This is a genomic window from Streptomyces sp. NPDC004732 (assembly GCF_040609235.1).
GTDB lineage: Bacteria > Actinomycetota > Actinomycetes > Streptomycetales > Streptomycetaceae > Streptomyces.
Genome location: NZ_JBEXJR010000001.1, coordinates 76,992 through 100,240 on the forward strand (window position 1 = coordinate 76,992; position 23,249 = coordinate 100,240).

Here is a 23,249-nt window from a genome sequence, read left to right on the forward strand (position 1 = left end):
AGGGGTGGAAACCCCGTCTACCACCCGAAGTTGAGAGACCTGGGCAAGCCGCCGCCCCCGTGGTTATGGTGACCGGGCCGGCCGACTTGTGAACCCGACCACGGCCGTGAATGGGGAGTGGACCGATGACCGAGACCGTGACCAGCCCGCCGCCCGGAAGTGAGGACGGCGGACGGCCATTGCGCGAATGGCTGGCCCGAAACCGTCGGGAGAACCCGGCGCTCTGGGACGAGGCCACGCGCTCCTGCCAGGTATTCGGCTTCGCCGAAACCCAGCAAATGCTGAAGGACCCGCAGACCTTCTCCTCCGACTTCGGCAGACTGGTGCCGCCGCCCACGGGGGAGGCCGCCACCACGGCCGACGGCCGCCCGGTGCCGAACCTGCTCGAAGGACACCTGAGCGTCACCGATCCGCCGCGCCACAGCAAGCTGCGCAAGCTCGTCGCCCAGGCGCTCACCCCGCGTGCCGTCCTCGCGCTCGAAGGGAAGATCACCGAGATCACCACGGGGCTCCTCGACGCCATGGCGGGCCGCGACGAGGTCGACATGGTCACCGGCTTCTTCAACCCGCTGCCCGTCACCGTCATCGCGGAACTGCTCGGCGTCCCGGCGTCGGACCACGCGATGTTCCGGGGCTGGGCCGACGACCTCGTCGCCGCCAACCACGACGCGAGCGCGGTCGACGCCGAGCGGCTGAAGCTGCCCGAGAACATGAACGCGCTGCTGCTGGAGATGCAGGACTACATCCTCGACCACGCCGCCCACCGGCGCCGCAGGCCGTGCGACGACGTGCTCAGCCGGCTGGTGGCCGCCGAGGTCGACGGCGAACGCCTCAGTGAGTCCGAGGTGTTCACCATCACCCTCATGATGCTGCTCGCCGGACACATCAGCACCACCTTGCTCCTCGGCAACAGCCTGGTATGTCTCGACGAGAATCCGACCGCCCTCGCCGCCCTGCGCGAGGACCCGGCGGCCGTCCCGGGAGCCCTGGAGGAGGTGCTGCGCTACAGCCCGCCCGCCCCGCTCGCGTACCGGCTGACCACGCGCGACACCACCCTCGGCGGAGTGGACGTCCCGGCGGACGTGATGGTGGCCTCCTGGGTGCTCTCGGCCAACCACGACGAGCGGCAGTTCACCGACCCCGAGACCTTCGACATCACCCGGAGCCCCAACCCGCACCTGTCCTTCGGCCACGGCGTCCACTTCTGCATCGGGGCCCCGCTGGGCCGGATGGAGGCCCGGATCGCGCTGGGGATGTTCCTCGAGCGATGCGGTGAACTGCGCTTCGCCGAGCCGCCGGTGCCCTACACCTCGCCCACCGTCCTCGGCTCCAAGCGCATGGTGCTGTCGAGCCCGGTGGCCTGACCGGCGGAGACGCGTTCGCCGTCGCGGGACCGGAAGGGGCAGCGGCTCGCTTCGGCCTCGGGGGCGTCCGACGAGTCGGCGAGGAAGTACTGGCGCCACTCCCGGTTGTCCGGGTCGCCGTACGAGCCGAGTTCCTCGGACGCCTCGACGGCGTCGTAACGGCTGAGCCGCTTGCGGATGATGCGCCGCGCCGCGGCACCGGGAGCCGTTTCGGCGCCCAACTCCTCGAAGACCCACCGCGGTTGGAAGGTGATGAAGAAGACGGGACTGTGCCGGCTGCGGCGCAGGACGTGCGCCGGGGTGTTGCAGACCACGAAGATCGGGGTGTCGCCGAAACTGAACTCCCACCACGGGTCGTCCGTGTCGTGGGGCACCTCCGCGGGCCACGGGCTCTCGTCCGTGTCGTGCAGATGCTGGAGCACCGACCAGAACTTCGCCCGGTACTCCCCCATCGTGCGGGTGCGGCCGTCCGGCCGGAAGAAGACGATCAGTGACGTCTCGCGGCCAAGTTCCTTGTATCCGGACAGATAGGCGTTGAGCGTGTCCCCGAGTCCGTCCCAGGTGCCGCGGTCGTCCAGGGACTCCACGAAGCCGAAGCGCAGGCTGTCCCGCTTGGTCCCCGACACCGCGAAAGTGCAGGGGAAGGGCGACGTGCTCGACAGGAGCGTCTCCTGCAAATCCCGAATGCACTCGGGACCCCACTCGGGTATTTCGCCGATGACGTTCTCTGCCATGTGAATTCACCCCGCCGGTAGCTTTTCCTTGCGCTGCCCTGGCCCCGGGCACCGATCGGCGAGGACGCTACCAGCGTTCAGTGGAGCGGGTCTTCCAACTCGAGTAGGCAATCCGCTCTGCAACCGAGTGTGCAAGAAGGGGACGTCGTGTAAACCGTGGGATGTAGTACACCGCTCGGCAGACAATCGCCTTCCGGTGGACAATGCCGATCGATAGCATGTGGGCATCTTCCGGTGGTGATACGGGCGTACCCGAACCGCCTTTCCGCATTCCAGTGGCCGACCGCGGGAATCCGCACTTCCGATGGCTTGCCGCTCCCGGCCCGCCATGGCCTTCAGAGAAGGAGAATCACATGCCCGCTCTCGACGCGCGGACTTCCGAAGCGGCGGCGGCCGCCGATGAGCTGGAGCGCATCCTCGGCACCCACCCCGGTGTCGAACACTGCACCGTCCTGACCGAGGTGGCGCCCGACGGCGTGCCGGTGCGCACGGCGTATGTGGTCCCCCGCCGCAACGAGGTCGTCCAGGACGACGGCGCCGCCCTCCGCCGGCAGTACGTCGCCGAGTGGCAGGGCGTGTACGACCACGTCTACGCGCAGCCGACGTCCGACGACCCGACCTTCGACATCCGCGGCTGGCTGAGCAGTTACACCGGCGGCGAGCTGAGCGAGGACGACATGCGGGCCTGGCTGGACGGCACGGTGAACCGCATCAAGGGCCTCGGTGCGCGGCGCCTCCTGGAAGTGGGCTGCGGCACCGGCCTGTTGCTGCACCGGCTGGCTCCGGGCACCGAGCGCTACCTGGCGAGTGACATCTCGGCGGGCGCGGTGGACCGCATCCGCGGGGCCTTCGGCGGCGAACTGCCGGAGGGCGTCGAGGTCTTCCAGGCGCCCGCCGACGACATGTCCGCGGTGCCCCCGCGCTCTGTCGACGGCTTCGTCGTGAACTCGGTGTCGCAGTACTTCCCGGACGAGGAGTATCTGGACCGGGTCGTGCGCCAGGCCGTCGAGGCGGTGGACGAAGGAGGGTTCCTCTTCATCGGGGACGTGCGTTCGGCGGCGCTGGGCCGGGCGTTCGGCGCGGGCCTGGAGCTGGCCCGCGCCCCGGAGCGGGCGCCGAGCGAGAAGGTGCAGGCCCTCGTCGAGCGCCGCTGCTGCACGGGGACCGAACTCATCATCGACCCCAGCTATTTCACCGCCCTGGCCGGCAGGCTGCCGCGCGTCGCGCACGTGGCGGTGCTGCTGCGGCGGGGGACGCGCCGCACCGAGATGAACCGGTTCCGCTACGACGTGGTGATACGCCTCGACCGTCTGCCCGGCGGTGAGGCCGTGGTGCCCGAGTGGCAGCCCTGGGAGCGGGATCGCTGGGGCGCGGCAGAGCTCCGCCGCCACCTGGAGGAGGAGCGCCCCGCCGTGCTCGGTCTGCTCGGTGTGCCCAACGCGCGGGTGCTGGCCGACCACGTCGCCGCCGAACTCCTCGCGCGTCATGACCGTCCGGCCGTGGCGGGGGAGGTGCGCGCCCGTGCCGACGCCGAGTCCGCCCGCGGCATGGAGCCGGAGGAGATCTGGTCGCTGGGCGACGACCTGCCCTATGCGGTCCGTCTCAGCTGGGCCCGTTCACTGCCCGACGGGGCGTTCGACGTGAGCCTGGTGCGCGTGGACGACGGGGCGGCGGCGCCGGAGGTCCGTTTCCCCGAGGAGCCGGCCCCGCCGCGTCGGCCCGTCAACCGGCCGTGGTACGGGCGGGTGGAGAACCTGAGCCCGGTCAAGTTGCGCGCCCATGTGCGCGCGCAGGGCGGCGAGTCCGTGCTGCCGGGGCGTTTCGTGCTCCTGGAGTCGCTGCCGGACCAGCCCGGTGGCGTGTCCGTCGAAGGCGCATACCGCTCGATTCAATGGGCGTGATCCGGGCGTGATCCGGGCGCGCTTCGAGGGACATTCGGTCCAACTTCTTGCTATATGCACGAGTTGGTCCGACCCGGTGACGCCTGTAAGGGGCAGGAATTCCGTGGCTGAATAAGGGTACCCACAGATCGACGTGATAACAGTTTTCATATCGCAAAAGGTTTGAGAGCGCAGAGCTGGGGCGGAAGTGACACCTCCGGTGCGGACTCCCGGCGTCCCGACGGGAGGGAAAAACGCGCCAACATAAAAGCGGAAGATTAAATTCCGGCAAAATTATGTAAGCCTCACTTAGGCTGTGGCTCATAACAGCCCACGCTTTTTGTGCGTTGCAGGCGCACCGGCGGATGGATGACTTGTCTGATGGGGGAACTGGCGATGGGATGCGTGAGTGCCATACAGGCTGCCGACGGCCGCGAGGGACTGACGCCGGCGCGGCCCAGACCGGGCGTGCGCACCGGCCGCATCAAGCTGCTGCTCGGCGACGAACAGCCCTTGGTGCGGCGCGGATTGCGCGCGCTCTTCGAGAACGACCCGGCCTTCCGGGTCCAGGGCGAGGCGGCCAACGGGGCCTCGCTGCTGGAACTGGCGAGCGCCCACCGGCCCGACATGGTGCTGATGGACGCCGACCTTCCGGGCCCCGATCTGCTCGACGTGGTGCGCCGGTTGGTCGGTGACCGGCTCGACGGCAGCACGGGCGTGGTGCTCCTGGCGTCCGAGGCCGGACTGGCCGACGGGAGTGTGTTGGGGGCCGCCCGCGCGGGTGTGCGCGGCTTCCTCTTCAAGCGGGAGTCGTCCGAGATCGTCTCGGGCGTCCGGGACGTCGCCTGGGGCGGCGCCGCCATGAGCCCGGGCATCGTCGGTCAGGTGCTGAAGGCGCTGCGGCGCACCCACCGGCTCGACGCGCTCCGCCCCTCCGGGGAACTCGCCCTGCTCACACCCCGTGAGATGCAGATATTCCAGCTCGTCGCCCAAGGGCTGACCAACCAGCAGATCGCCGATGTGCTCGTGCTCTCGGAGGCGACGGTCAAGTCCCACTTCAACCGCATCTGCCGCAAGCTGGCCCTGCGCAACCGGGTCGACGCGGTCATCCTCGCGTATGAGATGGGTGTCGCCGGCGCGGTCTCGGAACCCAGGGCCGCCGGCTGACGGTGCGGGGCGCCGGAGAGGGCGCCCCGCACCGCCGGCCGCACCGCGGGCACGTAATACCGACTGCCTCGCGGGCACCTGGTGCCGACTGGACCGCCGGCACTTGATACCCCTTACGCCGAAGGCACGTCCAGCCGACGTGCCAAGCCCAGCGCCCCGGTCACCTCTTCGATCACTTCCGACAGCCGTTCGTGCAGGTAGAAGTGCCCGCCGGAAAAGACGCGCGAGCTGAGGCCGCCGTCGGTCACCTCGCCCCAGCGCAGCATTTCCCCGGGGCCCACATGCGGGTCGTCGGTGCCGCAGAACGTCGAGACCGGGGCGGAGATCCGCGCTCCGGGATCGGGCCGGTACGTTTCGATCAGACGGTAGTCCGCCCGGATTCCGGGCAGGAAAAGGGACCGGAAGTCGGCGCTGTCGAGAATGTCGCGCGACGTGCCGTCCATCGCCCGCAGATCCTCGACGATGGCGTCGTCCGACAGGAGATGCACCGCGGACGACGGGGCCGCGTGCGGCGCGGGACGCCCCGACACGCAGAGCCGCGCGAGCCCGCCCGGGCAGGCCCGCTCGATCCGCCGGGCCACCTCGAAGGCGACAGCGGCCCCCATGCTGTGCCCGAACAGCACCAGCGGCCGCTCCCGTGACACCGGCAGCGCCGCCGCGATCTCGTCCGCGAGCGCCTCGACGCTCGACGCGGGCGGCTCCTCGAAACGGTCCTCGCGCCCGGGGTAGCGCACCGCCAGAACCTCCACCCGGGGTGTGAGTTCCCGTGCCCACCCCTGGTAGGAACTGGCGCCGCCGCCGGCATGGGGGAGGCACACCAGACGCGGTGCTCCGGGCTCCCCCGGATGACGGCGCAGCCACCGCCCGGGATCTGTCTTTTCGGCCGTCATGCTCCGTCTCCCGCATGTCTTTTGGCTGTGGCGCCCCAAAGGGACATCGTCTTTCGTCCGGCTCTCTCCGAGTAATTCCCGGCCGCCAGGGGAGCCGCGATCGTACATATGCTCCTGCCTATGGACAAGGTCGGGGATACTCCGGTACGCGAGGCGGAACCACAGTTGGAGTCCCCGATGGCTACCGGAGTTGGAAGACGACCGCGCACCCCACTGCTACGTTCGGTCCGGGCCGAGGGAGTCGGTTACCGGCACCATCGGAGAACAACGACTCCGGGAATTCCGGGAATGCCTGTCGGGGCATCCGGCTCACTGTTCCGAAGAGAGAAAACAGGGGACCCGCGCAGTGACGAGCACCGATGACCGCACCGAGATATCCCCCGAAGAACAAAAGCGCGAACTCACCCGGCTGTTGCTGGCCGAGGCGGGACTCGGGCAGCCGGAATCCGCCTTCGCCCCCGTCGCCGCCCACGAGCCGGGGAACGGTGACGCCGAGTCGGTGCCCGCGCCGCTGACCGCCGCCGAGGAGCGCATGTGGTTCCTGCGTCATCTGCGGCCGGACGACATCTCGTACAACCTGTGCGGCGGCATACGCCTCACAGGTGCCCTCGACCCTGACGCCCTGACCGAGGCCGTCACCGGCCTGATCGCCGCCCACGACATCCTGCGCACCCTCTACCCCGCCGGGGACGACGGAGCGCCGGTCCGCAAGGTCCTGCCCGCGCCGGACACGGTCCCGCTGGACCTGACCGATCTGGGCGCCCTGCCCGACGACGAGCGCACGCACGCGGCGGACCGCGCCATCGAGCAGGAGGGGCGCAGGCCTTTCCGGCTCGACGAGGAGACGCCGCTGCGCCTGCGGGTCCTGCGCTTCACGCCGACCGACCACCTGCTCACCCTCACGGTCCACCACATCGCCTTCGACGACACGTCCTGGGGGCGCGTCCTCGACGAGCTCGCCGCCCGCTACGCCGTGGCGAGCGGCGGGCACGGCGCCGTGCCCGAGCGCCCGTCCGTGCAGTACGCCGACGCCGCACGGTGGGAACACAGGCAGCGCGACGGCGGTGCCTGGGACCGACAACTCGACTACTGGAAGGGCCGCCTGGGGCAGCGGCCCGCCACCCTCGCTCTGCCCGCCGACCACCCGCGCCCCGACGGCGACACCGGCAGCGACACGGACGGCGTCCGCCGCGACGCGCTGCTCGGCGCCGAGGACAGCCGCGCCCTGCGCGACCTCGCCCGCACGAGCGGCGCCACGCTGTACACCGCACTCCTCGCCGGCTATCAGGCCGTGCTGCACCGCTGGAGCGGCGAGAGCGACGTCGCCGTCGGTTCCCCCGTCGTCAACCGGGGCCGCACCGAGTTCGAGGACGTCGTCGGCAACTTCGGCAACACCGTGGTGCTCCGCACCGACCTCGCGGGCGCCACGTCCTACCGGGCGCTCCTCGCCCGCACCCGGGACGTCTGCGCCGACGCCTTCGCCCACCAGGACGTACCGTTCGACCGGGTCGTCGAGGCGCTGCGGCCCGCCGACGCGGTCGGTCAGGCGCCCCTGTTCGACGTGGTGTTCTCCTTCGTCACCGCACAGCCCCGGCGGGTGGACACCCCCACCGTGAGCTTCGCCGAGCACCCGCACCACAACGGCACCGCCCGCTTCCCGCTCGTCCTCGAGGTGCGGGAGTCCCCCCACGGGCTCGCCTTCGGACTCACCGCCAGGGCCGACCTCTTCTCGCCGACGGCCCTGGGCAGGATGCTGGGCCACCTCCTGACGTTCGTGCGGGACGCGACGGCCCGCCCGGACGCCCCGCTGAGCTCCCTGCGGATCCTGACGGAAACCGAGGAACACCGGGCGCTGACCGAGTGGAGCCGCTCGCGCGAGGACCCCGCCGAGAACCGCCCGCTGCACCGGCTGGTGGCGGAACAGGCCGCCCGCACCCCCGACAACATCGCCGTCGTCGCGGGCGCCACCACCCTCACGTACCGCGAACTGGAGACCCGGTCGGACGAGCTGGCCGACCGGCTGCGCGCCGACGGGGTCGTCCCCGAGCGCATCGTAGGCGTGCACCTGACGCGCACCCCGCAGCTGGTGGTGGCGCTCCTCGCGGTCCTGAAGGCGGGCGGCGCGTTCATGCCGCTGGAGCCGGACTGGCCCCCTCTGCGGCTGCGCTCCGTGGTCGAGAACAGCCGCCCCCGGCTGGTGCTGACGGACAGCCGGTACACCGCCGCGCCTCCGCCGCTCGACGTTCCCGTGCTGGACCTGGCACAGCCCCTGCCCCCGCTCGACGCTCCTGCCCCCTCCCCCGGCGAACCCGCGATGGAGAACGTGGCCTACGTCATCCACACCTCCGGCTCGACCGGCACCCCCAAGGGTGTGATGATCCGTCACCAGGCCATCTCCAACCGCCTGGTGTGGCAGTCCGCGCTGCTCGGCATGACCGAGGAGGACCGGGTCCTGCACAAGGCGCCCATGGGCTTCGACATCTCCGTGAACGAGATCTTCCTGCCCCTGGTCAACGGCGCCCGCCTCGTCCTCGCCGACCCCGGCGCCCACGGCGACGTCGGCCACCTGGCCGAACTGATCGAGCGGGAGCGGATCACCTTCCTCTACATCGTGGCCTCGATGCTGGAGGTCCTCCTCGAGCGCGACGACATCAGCCGGTCCGCCCGCTCGATCCGCCACCTGTGGTGCGGCGGCGAGGCGCTCACCCCCGCGCTCTACCGGCGCTTCCGTGACCGCCTGGACGCCACCATGTACCACGGCTACGGCCCGGCGGAGACGACCATCGGGATCAGCTGCCAGGTCTTCGACGAGGACGAGGACGGCGCGGTCGTCACCCTCGGCAGGCCCAACCCCAACGCCCGCCTCTACGTGCTCGACCCCGCCCAACAGCCCGTCCCCGTCGGCGTGGTGGGAGAGATCCACATCGGCGGCATGCCGCTGGCCCGCGGCTATCTGAACGACCCGGCGCGCACCGCCGCGGCGTTCGTGCCGGACCCGTTCGGCGTCGAGCCCGGCGGACGGCTCTACCGGACCGGGGACCTGGCCCGCTACCGCGAGGACGGGCGCGTCGAGTTCATCGGCCGTGCCGACCACCAGGTCAAGGTGCGCGGCTCCCGCATCGAACTGGGCGAGGTGGAGGCCACCCTCGGCGCCCACCCGGCGGTGCGCAGAGCCGTCGCACTGGTCCGCTCATCGGCGCCGGGCGGCGACCGCCTCGCCGTCTGGTGCGTACCCGAACATCCCGTGACCGAGGGGGAGTTGCGGGAGTGGATGACCGCCCGGCTGCCGCACTACGCGGTGCCCGGCGAACTGCACCTGCTGAGCGAGCTGCCGCTGACCGCGGCCGGCAAGACGGACCGCGCCGCCCTCCTCGCCCTGGAGCCGGCCCCCGCCCCCGCCGTCGCCCTCGTCCACCCCGAGAGCGACCTGGAACGCGAGGTCGCCGCCGTCTGGACCGAGCTGCTCGGCCGGACCGACATCGGCACCCGGCACAACTTCTTCGACGTGGGCGGGCACTCCTTGCTGCTCGTACGCGCACAGACCCTGTACAGGCGCCGCCTGGGCAGGGACATCCCCCTGGTCGAGCTGTACGACCACCCCACCGTGGCCGCGCTCGCGGCGCACCTGGCCCGGGACCCGGACGACGGCGGAGACCCGGAGCTGGCGCGCGTGCGGGACCGGGCCCGACGCCGCAAGCGACGCACGGGCCGAGGAACGGCGGGCACGGCCGGGACCCACGAGGGCCCCGGTGAGAGGACGTGATGAGGACTGTGGACAACGCACTGGCAGCAGACGCCGAGATGCCCGACGAGGGACACCCCGCTACGGACGTCGCCAAGACAGCCGACGAGGGGTACGCCGACACGGACATCGCCGTCATCGGCATGGCGGGACGCTTCCCGGGAGCGCGCGACCTGACGGCCTTCTGGGACAACCTGACGGCGGGGCGCGAATCGGTCGCCCCGATCGACGACGTCGAGTACCTCGCAGCGGGCGGCGACCCCGCCCGGCTCGACGACCCCTACCTCGTCAAGATGGCCTCCGTCGTCGACGGCATCGACGAGTTCGACGCCGAGTACTTCGGCTACCCGCCCGCCGAGGCGGAACTCCTCGACCCGCAGCAGCGCCTCTTCCTCGAATGCGCGCACCACGTCCTGGAACACGCGGGCTACGGACCGGGCACCACCCAGGGACCGGTCGGCGTGTACGCCGGAGCGCAGCAGAGCCGCTACTACCTGGACCACGTCCACCCCCGCGTCCGCGCGGGCGACACCCTGGCCCAGCACCACGCGCAGCTCGGCAACGTCACCAGCACGCTCGCCACCCGCGTCTCGTACGAACTCGGCCTGACCGGCCCCAGCCTCTCCGTGCAGACCGCCTGCTCCACCTCGCTCGTCGCGGTGCATCTCGCCTGCCAGGACCTGCTGGACGAGCGCTGCGACGTCGCAATTGCCGGCGGCGTCTCCCTCAACCCGGCGCTGCGCCAGGGCTACCGCTACGTACAGGACGGACCGTTCTCCCGCGACGGGCACTGCCGCCCCTTCGACGCCGACGCCAACGGCATGCTCGGCGGCGAAGGAGTGGGCGCCGTCCTCCTCAAGCGGCTGGCCGACGCCCTCGCCGACGGCGACCACATCCACGCCGTCATCAAGGGCACCGCGATCAACAACGACGGCGACCGCAAGGTGGGCTTCGCCGCCCCCAGCGTCGCCGGTCAGGCCGAAGTGCTCGTCACCGCCCGGACCCTGGCCGGAGTGGACGCCGACACCATCGGCCTCATCGAGGCGCACGGCACCGGCACCCCGGTCGGCGACCCCATCGAAGTGGCCGCGCTCACCCGGGCGTTCGCGCTCGACACCGACCGCACCGGCTTCTGCGCGCTCGGTTCGGTCAAGAGCAACATCGGGCATCTCGACGCCGCGGCCGGCATCGCCGGACTCATCAAGGCCGTCCTCGCCCTGGAGCACCGCACGGTCCCGGCCAGCCTGAACTTCCGCAGCCCCAACCCGCACCTGTCGCTCGACACGACCCCCTTCTACGTGCCGACCACGACCGGCCCCTGGCCCGCCGCGCCCCACCCCCGGCGCGCCGGCGTCAGCTCCCTGGGGATCGGCGGCACCAACGCGCACGTCGTCCTCGAAGAGGCGCCCACCCCCGCGCCCCGCGCCGAGGACGCCGCGGAACACCTGCTCGTGCTCTCGGCCCGCACCCCCGAAGCCCTCGACGACCTCGGACAACGGCTCGGCGAGCGCCTGCGGGACGAACCGGCACTCGCCCTCGCCGACGTGGCGCACACCCTGCGCTCCGGCCGCCGCGCCCACCCCCACCGGCGCGCCGTCGTCGCCCGCGACACCCTCGAAGCGGCCCGCGCGCTCGCCCCCGCCGGACCGTCCCACCGGGCGGCCCCCGCACGCCCCGTGGTCTTCCTCTTCCCCGGCGCCGGATCCCAGCACCTCGGCATGGGCCGCGACCTGTACGAGCGCGAACCCGTCTTCCGCGCGGAGATCGACCGCTGCGCCGAGATCCTCCGCCCGCACCTGCCCACCGACCTGCGCAAGATGCTGTACGAGGAGGAGCCCGCGACCGGCGGGGTCTTCCCGGCCCTGGTGGCGACCGAGTACGCCCTGGCCCGCCTCGTGATGTCCTGGGGCCTGCGCCCCACCGCGCTGCTCGGCCACAGCCTCGGGGAGTACACCGCGGCCTGCGTGTCCGGCGTACTGCGCCTGGAAGAGGCCCTGCCGCTGGTCGTGCGGCGCGAGGAACTCTTCGAACGTGCCGCAGGAAGCGGCGGGATGATGGGCGTCGCGCTCGACGAGACCGAGGCGGTGCTGCTCGACCCCGAGCTGTCGCTCGCCGCCGTCAACGGACCCCGCGCGTGCGTGGTCGCGGGACCCGAGGACGCGCTGGCCCGCGTCGGACAACGGCTGACGGAACAAGGCGTCGACCACCGGCGCATCCGATTCGGGGCCGCCGCCCACTCCGCCCTGCTCGACCCGGTCCTCGACACCTACGCCCGGACGCTGGGCACCGTCTCCCTTCACGCCCCCGAGATCCCGTACGTCTCCAACCTCACCGGCACCTGGGTCACCCCCGAACAGGCCACGGACCCCGCCGCCTGGGTACGCCACACCCGCGAGCCGGTGCGGTTCTCCGACGGGCTCGGCACCCTGCTCGCCGAGGGCGACCCGCTCGTCCTGGAGGTCGGCCCCGGCCGCGCCCTGGCCACGCTGGCCCGGGCCCAGGCGGGCCCCGGCACGCCGGTGCTGCCGCTGATGCGCCACCCGCAGGCCCAGGAGCCGGACCGGCGCACCCTGCTCCAGGCCGTGGGGGACGCCTGGAGCCACGGCGCGGACGTCACCTGGGACGCCCTGCCCACCGGGCCGGACCCCCGCCGCGTCCCCCTGCCCGGCTACCCCTTCGCCCGCACCCGGCACTGGATCGACGTCCAGCCGCTCGCCGCCCCACCGACGGCACGGGTCCCGGCGACCCTCTCCGCGCACCTGGACTGGATGACCGGCACCGCGCAGCAGCTCGGCGCCGAGCACGCCGCCCGCAGGCTGCCCGCCGAACTCACCCGTAGCCTCGACGCCCTGGCCGCCGCCCACGTCCGCGCGCTGCTGCACCGGGCCGGCCTCCCCACCGCACCCGGCTCCGTCGTCGAACGCGCCGCCGTCCACGCGGCGTTCCGCACCGTCCCGGCCTACCGGCCGCTCGTGGACGCCCTGCTGGCCCTGCTCGTCGACGACGGCCTGCTGACCGACGACGCGGGCCGGCTGCGTTTCACCCCGGCCGTCGACGCCGTGGGCGACCCGGACGCGCTCACCGCCGCCATCGTCCGCGACCACCCCGACCATGCCGAGGACCTCGCCTACCTCGACCACTGCGTACGCCACTACCCCCAGGTCCTGTCCGGAGCGCTGGCGGGCACCGAAGTGCTGCTGCCCGAGGGAAGCGACGAGCGCCAGCGCGCCCTCATCGACCGCAGGCTGGCCTTCAGCGACATCCCGCTCTACCGCAAACTCATCGCCCGTACCGTCGCCAGGCTGGCCGCGGAGTCGGGCGGGCGGCCGCTGCGCGTCCTGGAGATCGGCGCCGGACGCGGCTACCTCACCTGGGAGGTCGCCGAGGAGCTGCGCTCGCTGCCGGGCGTCGAGTACCACTTCACCGACCTGGGCCGCTCCTTCGTCCTGGACGGACAGCGCCAGGCACAGGAACGAGGGCTGACGGGGATGGAGTTCGGCGTCCTCGACATCACCCGCGATCCGGCGCCGCAGGGCTACCCGGCGGGCTCCTTCGACCTGGTCCTCGCCTTCAACGTGCTGCACGCCACCCCCGACCTCCGGCAGGCCGTGCGCCACGCCGCGGGCCTCCTCGTCCCCGACGGGGTGACGATGCTGCTCGAGGCGTCCCGGCAGCAGCGCTGGTCGCTGATGACCACGGGCCTGTACGAGGGCTGGTGGTACTTCGACGACGACCTGCGCGAGGGCTCCCCGCTGGTCGGCAAGGAGGTGTGGCAGGAGCTGCTGAGCTCCGAGGGCCTCACCGACGTCACCACCTTCCCCCGCTCCGCCACGCACGACGCGGGCGACCACACCCTCGTCGTCGCCCGCCGCGGCACCCCCGCCCGCGCCGACGACAGGACCGCCGCCCCCCGGACCGCCGCCGTCGGCCGCTCCTTCAACCGGCGCCCCGAACTGTCCGTGGCCCACACCGCACCGACCACCCCGCGCGAGAAGGAGGTCGTCGCGGTCTGGGAGGAAGTGCTCGGCATCGACGGCATCGGCATCCACGACAACTTCTTCGACCTGGGCGGCGAGTCGCTCCTGGCCATGCAGCTGATGGCGCGGCTGCGCGACCGGTGCGGCGTCGAACTGTCGCTGCGCCGCATCTTCGACGCCCCCACCGTCGCCGACCTCGTCCTCCTCCTGGAGCAGGCCGCGCCCGCCACCGCGGGCCGCATCCGCCGCAGCGCCCGCCGGGGCCGGCCCACCGCCGCGGTCCCCGCGCCCGCCCAGGGCGACCCTTCCGAGCAGCACGTCAAGACCGAGACGGAGTAGCCGTGTCCCTGGCCGAGCACCCCGATCCCACCACCCACGCCGACGCCGGACCGCTGCGCTTCCCCGCCTCGTACGCCCAGCAGCGCATGTGGTTCTTCCACCAACTGCAGCGCGACAACCCGTACTACAACATCCCGCTCGCGCTGCGGTGGTCGGGCCGTGTCGACATCGCGGCGCTGCGCTCCGCCCTGGCACAGGTGGTGGCGCGCCACGAGATCCTGCGCACCACCTTCGCCACGGAGAACGGCGAACCGCTCCAGGTCGTGGCCCCCTCGGGGACGGTGGCCCTGGAGACCGCGGAAGTGCCTCCCGAGCAGGAACGGCAGTGGTCCCTCGACTGGGTGGACCAGCCCTTCGACCTGACCCGCGGACCGCTGCTGCGGGCCGCGCTCGTGACCACGGGACCCGACCGGCACCTGCTGGTCCTGTGCCAGCACCACATCGTCACCGACGGCTGGTCGCTCAACCTCCTGACCCGGGAGCTGACCGCCTTCTACCGCGAACGGCTCACCGGCGAACCCACCGGGCTGCCGGAGCTGGAGATCCAGTACGCCGACTTCGCCGAGTGGCAGCGCGACCGCCTCGAAGGACCCGAGCTCGAACGCCAACTGGCTTACTGGCGCGGGCAGCTGGCCGGTGACCTGCCGACCCTGGAGCTGCCCGCCGACCGCCCGCGCCCCGACGAACAGGCCTTCCGCGGCGCCCGCGTCGACCTCACCCTGCCCGCCGATCTGACCGAGGCGCTCACCGCACTGGGCCGATCCCACCGGGCAACCCTGTTCATGACCCTCTTCGCGGGCGTCAGCGCACTGCTGCACCGCTACACCGGGCAGGACGACGTGCTGATCGGCTCCCCGGTGGCGGGCCGCGAACAGGTCGAGACCGAGGCCCTGCTGGGCCTGTTCGTCAACACCCTCGTGCTGCGCGCGGACCTCGACGGCGAACCCTCGTTCGCACAACTGCTCGGCCGCGTACGGCAGATGTGCGCCGACGCCTTCGCCCACCAGGACGTCCCGCTCGACAAGCTGGTGGAGGACATCCAGCCGGAGCGCGACGCGAGCCGCACACCGCTGTTCCAGACCCTCTTCGCGTTGCAGAGCGGGCCGGACACCGAACGCGCCCTGCCCGACGCGCAGTTGCGCGCCGAGGCGCTGCCGCGCGCATCCACGCGGTTCGACCTCGAGTTCCACCTGTGGCTCGACGCGGGGCAGCTGCGCGGCACGATCGTGTACAGCACCGACCTCTTCGACGAATCGACGGTACGCGGCCTGACCGGGCACCTGCACCGCCTCCTGGCCGAAGCGGTCCGCACCCCCGAACGCCCCGTGGCGGACCTGCCGCTGGACGACGCCCCGGCCCTCCCCGCCCCGGCCGCCCTCGCACCCGACACGGTCCCGGCACGCCTCACCGCGCAGACCCTCCGTACCCCGCACGCCACGGCCCTCACGACCGACACTGATCGGTACGCGTACGCGGACCTCGCCGCACGCGTCGAGGCCACCGCCGAGCAGCTCCGCGCTCACGGGGCGCGCCACGGGCAGGGCGTCGCCGTGTGTCTGCCGCCCGGGCCCGCCTCCGTGACGACGGCGCTCGCGCTGCTCCGGCTCGGCGCGGTCTGGATTCCGCTCGACCCCGCCCTGCCCGAGGCGGCGGCGCACGCCTTCCTCGCCGACAGCGAGGCGCGGCTGCTGCTCACCACCGGCGCGCCGCCCTGGCCGCTCACCCTGCCCACGCTGGACCTCGCCGACCTGCCGACCGCCGAGGGCGCCCGCGAACCGGAGACCCGGCCCGTACAGCCCGACGATCCGGCCGTCGTCGTCCACGGCGACCACGGACCCGTCGCGGTGACCCACGCCGAACTCTGCGACACCGTGGACTGGTTGCAGCGGCGCACCCCGCTCACCGCCGACGACACCGTGCTGCACCACCGGCCCGACGCGCTGCTCTCCACCGTCCACGCCCTGCTGTGGCCCCTGCTGCACGGCGCGTCCGTGCACCCGGCCCGGTCTGCCGAACACACCCCGGCGACCGTCGCGTTCCTGCCGCCCACCGCCCTGGCCACCCCGGTCGCCGCTGAAGCCGCACGCCTGCGCCTGGTGCTCACCGACGGCGGCCGGCTGACCGCCCGCCTCGCTGACCGCTTCCACGCCCACAGCGACGCCGAGCTGCACCGCCTGTGGCCGCTCCCCGAAGCCGGCGGCTACGCCGCGGCCCTGCACTGCGCACCGGGCCTGACCGACCAGGAGCTGAGCAGCGCGGAGCCGGGCAACCGCCCGGTCGTCCCCGTCGACGCCCGCTCCCGGCCGCTCGCGACCGGCATCCCCGGCCCCCTCCACGCACCCGGGTCCCTCCATACCCCCGGCGCCCGGCAGCCCGTCACCTGGCGCGGCCGCCTGCTGCCCGCAGGCCGCCTCTCCCTCGACGACACCGCGGACCGGCTGCGCCGCGACGGCCGCAGCGCCGCACCCGCCGACATCGAGAACGCACTGCTGCGCGAGGAATCGCTCGCCGCGTGCGCAGTACTGCCCCTGACCACCACCGACGGGGTCGAGGAACTCGTCGCGTACGTGGTGCCCACCGGCCCCTTCCACCCCGCACGGCTGCGCGCCCACGCGGCGGCGCTCCTGCCCGCCGCACTGGTCCCCGGCGCCTACGTCGCGGTCACCTCCCTGCCCCGCACCCGCGCCGGACGCCTGGACGAAGCCGCCCTGCGGGCCCTGCCTGTGCTCGACGAGGAACTGATCCGCCGGTGGGAGGACGCCCTGCCTTCGGCGAAGGTCACCCTGACCGAGGACACCGCCGCGAGCCCGCAGGACCGCGTCCACACCGACATCCCCGGGCCACTCGCCGACCAGCCGGCGGACGACGGGGGCGCGGCCGGGACCACCGACTCCGCCACCCCCCAGGCGGCGCCCGGCGAGGACACCCGCCTCGCGCTGTTCACCGGCCCCGGCAGTGCGACACCGGACGTAACGACCCTCCCCGAGGCGCTGCACCGCGCCGCCGCCACCGCCACCGCCGAAGGCGGCATCCTGCTCCTCGACCACCAGGGAGAGGAACGCGAACTGGACTACGCGGCGCTCGCCGATGACGCCGGACGCGTGCTCGGCGGACTGCGGGCGGCCGGCCTGGCCGCCGGTGACCGTGCCCTCCTGCAATGCCCCGACCACCGGGACTTCCTCGTCGCGTTCTGGGCCTGCGTGCTCGGCGGCATCGTTCCCGTACCGCTGGCACCCGTCTCCCCGGCCCAGGACGGCCCCGCCGTCGACCGGCTCGCCGGAGCCCTGGAACTGCTGGGCGCACCGATCGTTCTGACCGACCCCACGACCGCCGCCGCACTCGAAGAGGCCGCCGCCCGCCGCTCCTGGACCACTCCGGTACGCATCGGCGTCCTCGACGAACTGCGCACCGCGGCCCCCGGCACACCGCACCCCGCGGACCCCGACGACGTGGCGCTGCTGCTGCTCACCTCGGGCAGCACCGGCGCCCCCAAGGCCGTCGCCCTGCGCCACCGCAACGTGCTCGCCCGCTGCGCGGCCACCGGCGCCGCCAACGGCTTCGGCCCCGGCGACGTGTCCTTCAACTGGATGCCTCTGGACCACGTCGGCGGCATCGTGATGTTCCACGTGCGGGACGTCTACCTCGGCTGCCGTCAGATCCACGCGCCCACCGCGTGGATCCTGCAGGAGCCGCTGCGCTGGCTGGAGGCGGTCGACACCCACCGGGTGACGCTGACCTGGGCGCCCAACTTCGCGTTCGGCCTCGTCAACGACCGGGTGGCGGAAGCCGCAGGGGCGACCTGGGACCTGTCGTGCCTGCGGTTCATCCAGAACGCGGGTGAGGCCATCATGCCCCGCGTCGCCCGCAGGTTCCTGTCCGCGCTCGCCCCCCACGGCCTGCCCGCCACGGCCATGCGTCCCTCCTGGGGCATGTCCGAGACGTCGTCGGCCGTCACGTACTCCGACGCCTTCACGCTCGAGTCCACCGGCGACGACGACCCCTTCACCGAGGTCGGCCGTCCGCTTCCCGGCACCACCCTGCGCATCGCCGACGCGCAGGAGCGCACCCTGCCCGAGGGGGTGCCGGGGCGCCTGCTGGTGAAGGGGCCCACGGTCACGTCGGGCTATCACGACAACCCCGACGCCAACCGGGCCGCGTTCACCCAGGACGGCTGGTTCGACACCGGCGACCTGGGCGTGCTCCGCGACGGCGCCCTCACGATCACGGGTCGCGCCAAGGACGTCCTGATCATCAACGGCGTCAACCACTACTGCCACGAGATCGAGTCAGTGGTGGAGGAACTCGACAGCGTCGAGAACTCCTTCACCGCGGCGTGCGCGGTCCGTGACCCCGGTGCCACCACCGACGGACTCGTGCTCTTCGTCCACCTGAGGGGCGGACCGGCCGACCCGGCGGAGGCGATTCGCGAGATCCGCTCCCACCTCGTACGCCGGACCGGCCTGAACCCCCGCCACGTGCTGCCCGTGGACCGCGAGGAGATCCCCAAGACCGAGATCGGCAAGATCCAGCGCTCCAAGCTGCGCGACCGCTTCCACGCGGGGGACTTCATCGAGCTGATCCGCGCCACCGACCTCGCCCTGGGCAACGAACGGACCCTGCCCAACTGGTTCCACGAACGCCGCTGGACCCCCGCCCGGCCTCAGCAGGGCCCCTGTTCCGACGCCACCATGCTGGTCATCGCCGACCGACTGGGCCTGGCCGACGGCCTGTTGCCCCTGCTCGACGCGGACGGGCGCCGTGCCGCCCGCGTCGACCTCGGCGAGGACCGTGCCCGGCTCGCCGCCGGCCACTACCGCATACGCCCGGACCACCGCGACGACCACGACTGGCTCTTGGACGCGCTCGACGCCGACGGCCTCACTCCCGGCGAGATCGTCGACCTCAGCACCTACGCGCCGCCCGCCGAGGGCAAACCGGACCGGCCCGTACCCGCCGAGACCGCCTGCCTCGTCCACCTCGTACAGGCCCTGGACGCCCACCGCGACGAGGACGGCGGCGACCGCACCCTGCGCGTCGTGGGGCGCCACACCCAGCACGCGGCCCCCGGTGACGAGCCCGACAGCGACCGGGCGGCGCGTCTGGCGCTGCTCGTCAGCCTCCTCCAGGAGATCCCCTGGCTCACGGGTTCCCACCTCGACCTGCCCGGCGACGGCACCCCCGGCAGCGACCTGCCGCATCTGCTGGCCGAACTGACCGCCCGCCCCGGTGAGCCGGAAGCCGCCGTACGCGAAGGGCGCCGCCTCGCCCCGCGCCTCGCCCAACTGCCCGCCACCCCCGCGGAGTCGGGCCCCCCGCTGCGGCACCGAGGGGTGTACGTCGTCACCGGTGGACTCGGCGGGCTCGGCGCCGAGATCTGCACGCACCTGCTCGACGCCTACGACGCCCGGCTGCTGATCCTCGGCCGCACCCCGCTGCCGGAGGATGCCGGTACGGCGGCCGACGATCCCGTGGCCCGCGCACGCGTGGAGAGCCTGCGGGCGCTGCGGGCCCGTGGCGGAGACGTCCTGTACGCCGTGGCCGACGTCTGCGACGCCGACCGGACGCGGGCCGCCCTGGACCTGGCCCGGGCGCGCTGGTCACGCGAGCCCGACGCAGTGATCCACCTCGCGGGCAGCTTCCGCCAGCAGTCGTTCCTCACCCAGAGCGTCGACGAACTCGCCGACGTGCTGGCCCCCAAGACCACCGGCACGCAGGTCCTTCTCGACTGCCTCGCCGAAAGCGGTTCGGAGACCGTGCTGATCGGCTTCTCCTCCGTCAACGGCGCGCTCGGCGCGGCGCTGGCGAGCGGGTACGCGGCCGCCAACGCCCACCTGGACGCCAGGGCGCACCGGTCGAAGGACCTCCGCGTCCGCAGTCTCGCCTGGAGCCTGTGGGAGGAGACCGGCATGAGCAGGGGCCGCCACCTCACCGAACCCAGCCGCGCCCGCGGCTACCACCCCATCGGCCGCGGCGAGGGACTGCGCGCCTTCCTGCACGCCCTGCGGCACGACCGCCCGCACGTACTGATCGGCCTCGACGCGTCCAAGCCGTTCATCCGCAGCCGTCTCGACGCTCCCGCGCGACTGGTCCACCGCCTGAGCGCCCACACCCCGGCACCGCAGGCGGAGCCCCCGGCCGCACTGTCCGACCGCTACGGCCACCCGACGAGCTGCGTCCTCTCCGACACCGGGGGAGAGTCGTCGTCCGGCGGAGCCGGCGCTCCGTCCGGCCCCACCCAGGAACTGGTCGTCCGCACCTGGCGCGACGTCCTGCACGTGGACCGCGTGGGCCCGCACGACAACTTCTTCGACCTCGGGGGGCACTCGCTCCACCTCGCCCGCGTGCACAACCTCCTGGAGGCGGCCCTGGAAAGGGAGTTCTCGATGGTCGACCTCTTCCGTCATCCCACCGTCGCGAGCCTCGCGGCCTTCCTGGAGACCCCCGCGACGCCGCCCCCCACCCGAGCCGCGGCCCAGGCGCGAGCCGACCGCCGCCAGTCCGCCCGGAGCCGCCGACGACCGCGCTGACACCGGCACTTGAGCCACACCGGCAACGTATGAGGCAGGCCGGCTGTCCGGTGAGCGCGGCGGCGAGCTGGGTCCGGGAGCGGATGCCGAGCTTTCGGTAGACACGGCTCAGCACCGTCTCCACGGTCTGCACCGAGCAGGTGCGGGTAATGCGCCCCGATCAGTTCAGCGGGCAATCGCTGATCGATGCTTGGCTAGGGTCCGTCCGGCGGATCACGACCGTCTCGGCTTCGAGTCGTTGGCTTGCCCATGGGGCGGGGAGATCTCACGAACAATGAATGGGCGCGGCTGCGTCCGCATCTACCGAAGTCCGGTCAGCGAGGCGGGCGTTGGGTGGGTCATCGCAGAGTGATAAATGGGATCCTCTTTCGGCAGCGCACCGGGGTGCCGTGGCGGGATCCGCCTGCACGGTTCGGCAAGTGGAAGACCGTGTACGAGCGGCACAGACGCTGGTCGGCGGACGGCACATGGGACAAGATCTACGCGTCCGTCCTGGCCGACGCCGACGCGAAAGGCCGCATCGACTGGTCCATGGTGAGTGTGGACTCCACCTCCTACCGAGCCCACAAGCACGCCGCGGGAGCGCGTAAGAGATCTCCGTGGGTGCCGGGAAAAGACGCACGCCCCGCCAGCACCGGCCCGATGAGGGACTCGGACGCTCCCGGGGGCCACCTTGGTGGCGGACGCCCCCGCACCCGACCGGATCATCTCGGTGGCGACAAGGCGTACTCCCCCCGGCGCAATCGCCGCTACCTGCGCCGACGACAGATCAAGCACACCATCCCCGAGTCGAGGAATCAGCGGACCAACCGTCGGAGCCGGGGCAGCAAGGGCGGTCGTCCTGCCAGCTTCGACAAGGAGATCTACAAGCGCCGCTACGAGGTCGAGCGGACGATCAATGCCCTCAAGGGCTTCCGGGCGGTGGCCACGCGATACGACAAGCGTGCCTACGTCTTCCACGGCACCGTGACCGTCATGGCGATCCGGCTCTGGCTCACGAGTACAACGCACCGACACATGGGAGTTGAGAGTGGCGCACGACGTTGCCGCGCTGGCAGTGGAGCTCACAGAGATGGCTGCGGCCGATCACCAGTCCTCGGTCCGCGCGAACAGCGATGACCCGGCGGAGCAGTTGGCGTGGCGCCAGTTGACCGCGCGGCACGGTGACCGACTCGGCGAGATCATGGATGAGTACGGCTGGCCGACGGCGGACCTGGTCGGCGAGGAAGCCGCACGTGCAGCATGGCTGATCGCCCAGCATGCCGACCGGCAGCTCGACGTTCAGCGGCGCGCCCTCCAGTTGATGCAAGTGGCGGTGTCAGCAGGCGCGGCCAGCCCGCGCGAGCTGGCCTTTCTGCACGACCGGACACTGGTCAATGAGGGCCGCAAGCAGGTCTACGGCACTCAGATCGCCGGCGTGAAGGACGGGGCGCCGGTTCCGTGGCCCTGTGAAGAGCCCGAGCGTATGGACGAACTCCGTGCGGAAGTCGGCATCGAACCCTTCGACGAGTACGTGGCCAAGTTCGCGCTGACCTGACGCCCGTCCCGTTCCAGGCTGCCGGTTCACAGCCCTTGAGCGGGAAGAGGGAGCGCTGTACGCGTCTCAACGGACGCAGCCGTCTGCCCGGCCACCGGATGGGATGGCCGGGCAGACGGCTGAGTTTCTGCTGAGGACGCTTAGCGCTTTGAGGACCTCTTCAGGTTGAACGTCTTGTCGATGCCACCGGAATCTGATGCCAGCCACACGCCGGGAACTGTCTTGGTCCTCTCACCGAAGGCGTCTGTAAGGTCATCGGCTTCGACCGTGGTATCGATCACCAGATTCCACTGTGTGAGCTTCGGGTATCGCGAGCCCTCGACCGGCGCGTAGTGCTGAACGTGTCCCAGCCCCAGGCACCAGCCGGGACGGTAGCCGCCGTTGTCGTGGAAGAGGCGGAGCTGTGTGGGCTCGCCGATGTCTGTCGTCGTGATCGAGTACGTCCCCCACGTTCCGTACTCGAAGTCGTTGCCCGCGTTGTCGAATACGACTTCGGCGCTCTTGCCGTTCTCGCCGATCAACTGTCCGTACATGGTGGCGTCGGTTCCCGCGCCGCTGATGTGCTCAGTCCACAGGGTGATCTTGTAAGTGATTTCGTCCGCCATGACTGCCCCTCCAAGCCAACTACACAACGCGATTGACGCTAAGCCGAAAGTGATCAAGCAGCTAGGAGGGATCACGCCAGAGATCACGGCCCATGCGCGGTGCTCTCTGGCTGAAAGCGCTTAGTACTCCACGCATCCACCTCACCAACCGAATGCGCGACCTGCTCTGCGGAATCAGCCCGGTCCTGGAGGGAGCCTTCGACCAAGCCCGCTCCAAGGGCGCGGTCATCATGCTGACGCGCTGTCAGACCCCTTCCGCCCTGCGGCGCACCGGCGTAAAACGGCTGGCCACATGGCTTCAGCGGCGCAAAGTCCGCAACCCCCAGAACATCGCGGAGAAGGTCATCGCGGCAGCGGAAAAGCAGCGCACCGCCCTGCCGGGCGAAACCCGCGCCGCGGCCCTCCTGAGCGAGCTGGCCCACCAGCTGCTCACGAGCCTTCCAGGCCCAGAAGGGCTGCCCGAGCACTTCTCGTGCCGCAGAAGGAA

At 71.9% G+C, this 23,249-nt stretch carries 10 protein-coding genes and 2 pseudogenes; 9 read left to right on the forward strand and 3 right to left on the reverse strand.

Annotation, left to right across the window (positions count from 1 at the left end; all coding sequences use genetic code 11):
* Positions 1-125 precede the first annotated feature (125 nt).
* Positions 126-1,364, forward strand: coding sequence for a cytochrome P450 (locus ABZV77_RS00345; RefSeq protein WP_356248705.1), 1,239 nt, complete (start codon positions 126-128; stop codon positions 1,362-1,364).
* Here the strand turns inward: ABZV77_RS00345 and ABZV77_RS00350 are convergent.
* On the reverse strand, positions 1,304-2,098 hold the full coding sequence (locus tag ABZV77_RS00350; protein ID WP_356248707.1) for a YqcI/YcgG family protein: 795 nt from the start codon (positions 2,096-2,098) through the stop codon (positions 1,304-1,306). The two genes, ABZV77_RS00345 and ABZV77_RS00350, sit on opposite strands and share 61 nt — an antisense overlap.
* A gap of 353 nt (positions 2,099-2,451) precedes the next feature.
* Here ABZV77_RS00350 and ABZV77_RS00355 point away from each other — a divergent pair, with 353 nt between their 5' ends.
* Both ABZV77_RS00355 and ABZV77_RS00360 read left to right on the forward strand, forming a co-directional pair.
* Positions 2,452-3,999, forward strand: coding sequence for a class I SAM-dependent methyltransferase (locus ABZV77_RS00355; protein ID WP_356248709.1), 1,548 nt, complete (start codon positions 2,452-2,454; stop codon positions 3,997-3,999).
* A 384-nt stretch (positions 4,000-4,383) separates the two neighbouring features.
* Positions 4,384-5,145 carry a response regulator transcription factor gene (locus ABZV77_RS00360; protein ID WP_356248711.1) on the forward strand — a complete coding sequence of 254 codons (762 nt, stop codon included), beginning with the start codon at positions 4,384-4,386 and terminating at the stop codon, positions 5,143-5,145.
* Between the two features lie 113 nt (positions 5,146-5,258).
* Here ABZV77_RS00360 and ABZV77_RS00365 read toward each other — a convergent pair whose 3' ends face one another.
* The gene (locus ABZV77_RS00365) at positions 5,259-6,035 is read right to left on the reverse strand and encodes an alpha/beta fold hydrolase (protein ID WP_356248713.1); all 777 of its coding nucleotides are present in this window, start codon (positions 6,033-6,035) and stop codon (positions 5,259-5,261) included.
* Positions 6,036-6,381: 346 nt separating this feature from the next.
* Here ABZV77_RS00365 and ABZV77_RS00370 point away from each other — a divergent pair, with 346 nt between their 5' ends.
* From ABZV77_RS00370 to ABZV77_RS00390, 5 genes and pseudogenes are all read left to right on the forward strand, one after another.
* Entirely contained in the window at positions 6,382-9,798 is a 3,417-nt protein-coding gene (locus tag ABZV77_RS00370) for an amino acid adenylation domain-containing protein (protein WP_356248715.1), read from the forward strand.
* Positions 9,798-14,093 carry a beta-ketoacyl synthase N-terminal-like domain-containing protein gene (locus tag ABZV77_RS00375; protein WP_356248717.1) on the forward strand — a complete coding sequence of 1,432 codons (4,296 nt, stop codon included), beginning with the start codon at positions 9,798-9,800 and terminating at the stop codon, positions 14,091-14,093. The genes ABZV77_RS00370 and ABZV77_RS00375 overlap by 1 nt, the downstream gene beginning before the upstream one ends.
* Before the next feature lie 2 nt (positions 14,094-14,095).
* Positions 14,096-20,620, forward strand: coding sequence for an SDR family NAD(P)-dependent oxidoreductase (locus ABZV77_RS00380; RefSeq protein WP_356248719.1), 6,525 nt, complete (start codon positions 14,096-14,098; stop codon positions 20,618-20,620).
* 249 nt (positions 20,621-20,869) lie between these two features.
* Positions 20,870-21,616, forward strand: a pseudogene (locus ABZV77_RS00385) (IS5 family transposase); the annotation flags it as partial.
* A gap of 34 nt (positions 21,617-21,650) precedes the next feature.
* Positions 21,651-22,157 carry a DUF6624 domain-containing protein gene (locus ABZV77_RS00390; RefSeq protein ID WP_356248721.1) on the forward strand — a complete coding sequence of 169 codons (507 nt, stop codon included), beginning with the start codon at positions 21,651-21,653 and terminating at the stop codon, positions 22,155-22,157.
* Positions 22,158-22,297: 140 nt separating this feature from the next.
* Here the strand turns inward: ABZV77_RS00390 and ABZV77_RS00395 are convergent, their stop codons facing one another.
* Positions 22,298-22,762: a PLAT/LH2 domain-containing protein gene (locus ABZV77_RS00395; protein WP_356248723.1), complete on the reverse strand. Its 465-nt coding sequence runs from the start codon at positions 22,760-22,762 to the stop codon at positions 22,298-22,300.
* A gap of 131 nt (positions 22,763-22,893) precedes the next feature.
* Between ABZV77_RS00395 and ABZV77_RS00400 the strand changes: the two are divergent.
* Positions 22,894-23,193: pseudogene (locus ABZV77_RS00400) on the forward strand (IS110 family transposase); the annotation flags it as partial.
* Positions 23,194-23,249 lie beyond the last annotated feature (56 nt).

Coding starts and splice junctions, on each gene's coding strand:
- ABZV77_RS00350 (WP_356248707.1), bottom strand. CDS start 2,098: ATGGCAGAGAACGTCATCGGCGAAATACCCGAGTGGGGTCCCGAGTGC.
- ABZV77_RS00395 (WP_356248723.1), bottom strand. CDS start 22,762: ATGGCGGACGAAATCACTTACAAGATCACCCTGTGGACTGAGCACATC.
- ABZV77_RS00375 (WP_356248717.1), top strand. CDS start 9,798: ATGAGGACTGTGGACAACGCACTGGCAGCAGACGCCGAGATGCCCGAC.
- ABZV77_RS00355 (WP_356248709.1), top strand. CDS start 2,452: ATGCCCGCTCTCGACGCGCGGACTTCCGAAGCGGCGGCGGCCGCCGAT.
- ABZV77_RS00345 (WP_356248705.1), top strand. CDS start 126: ATGACCGAGACCGTGACCAGCCCGCCGCCCGGAAGTGAGGACGGCGGA.
- ABZV77_RS00365 (WP_356248713.1), bottom strand. CDS start 6,035: ATGACGGCCGAAAAGACAGATCCCGGGCGGTGGCTGCGCCGTCATCCG.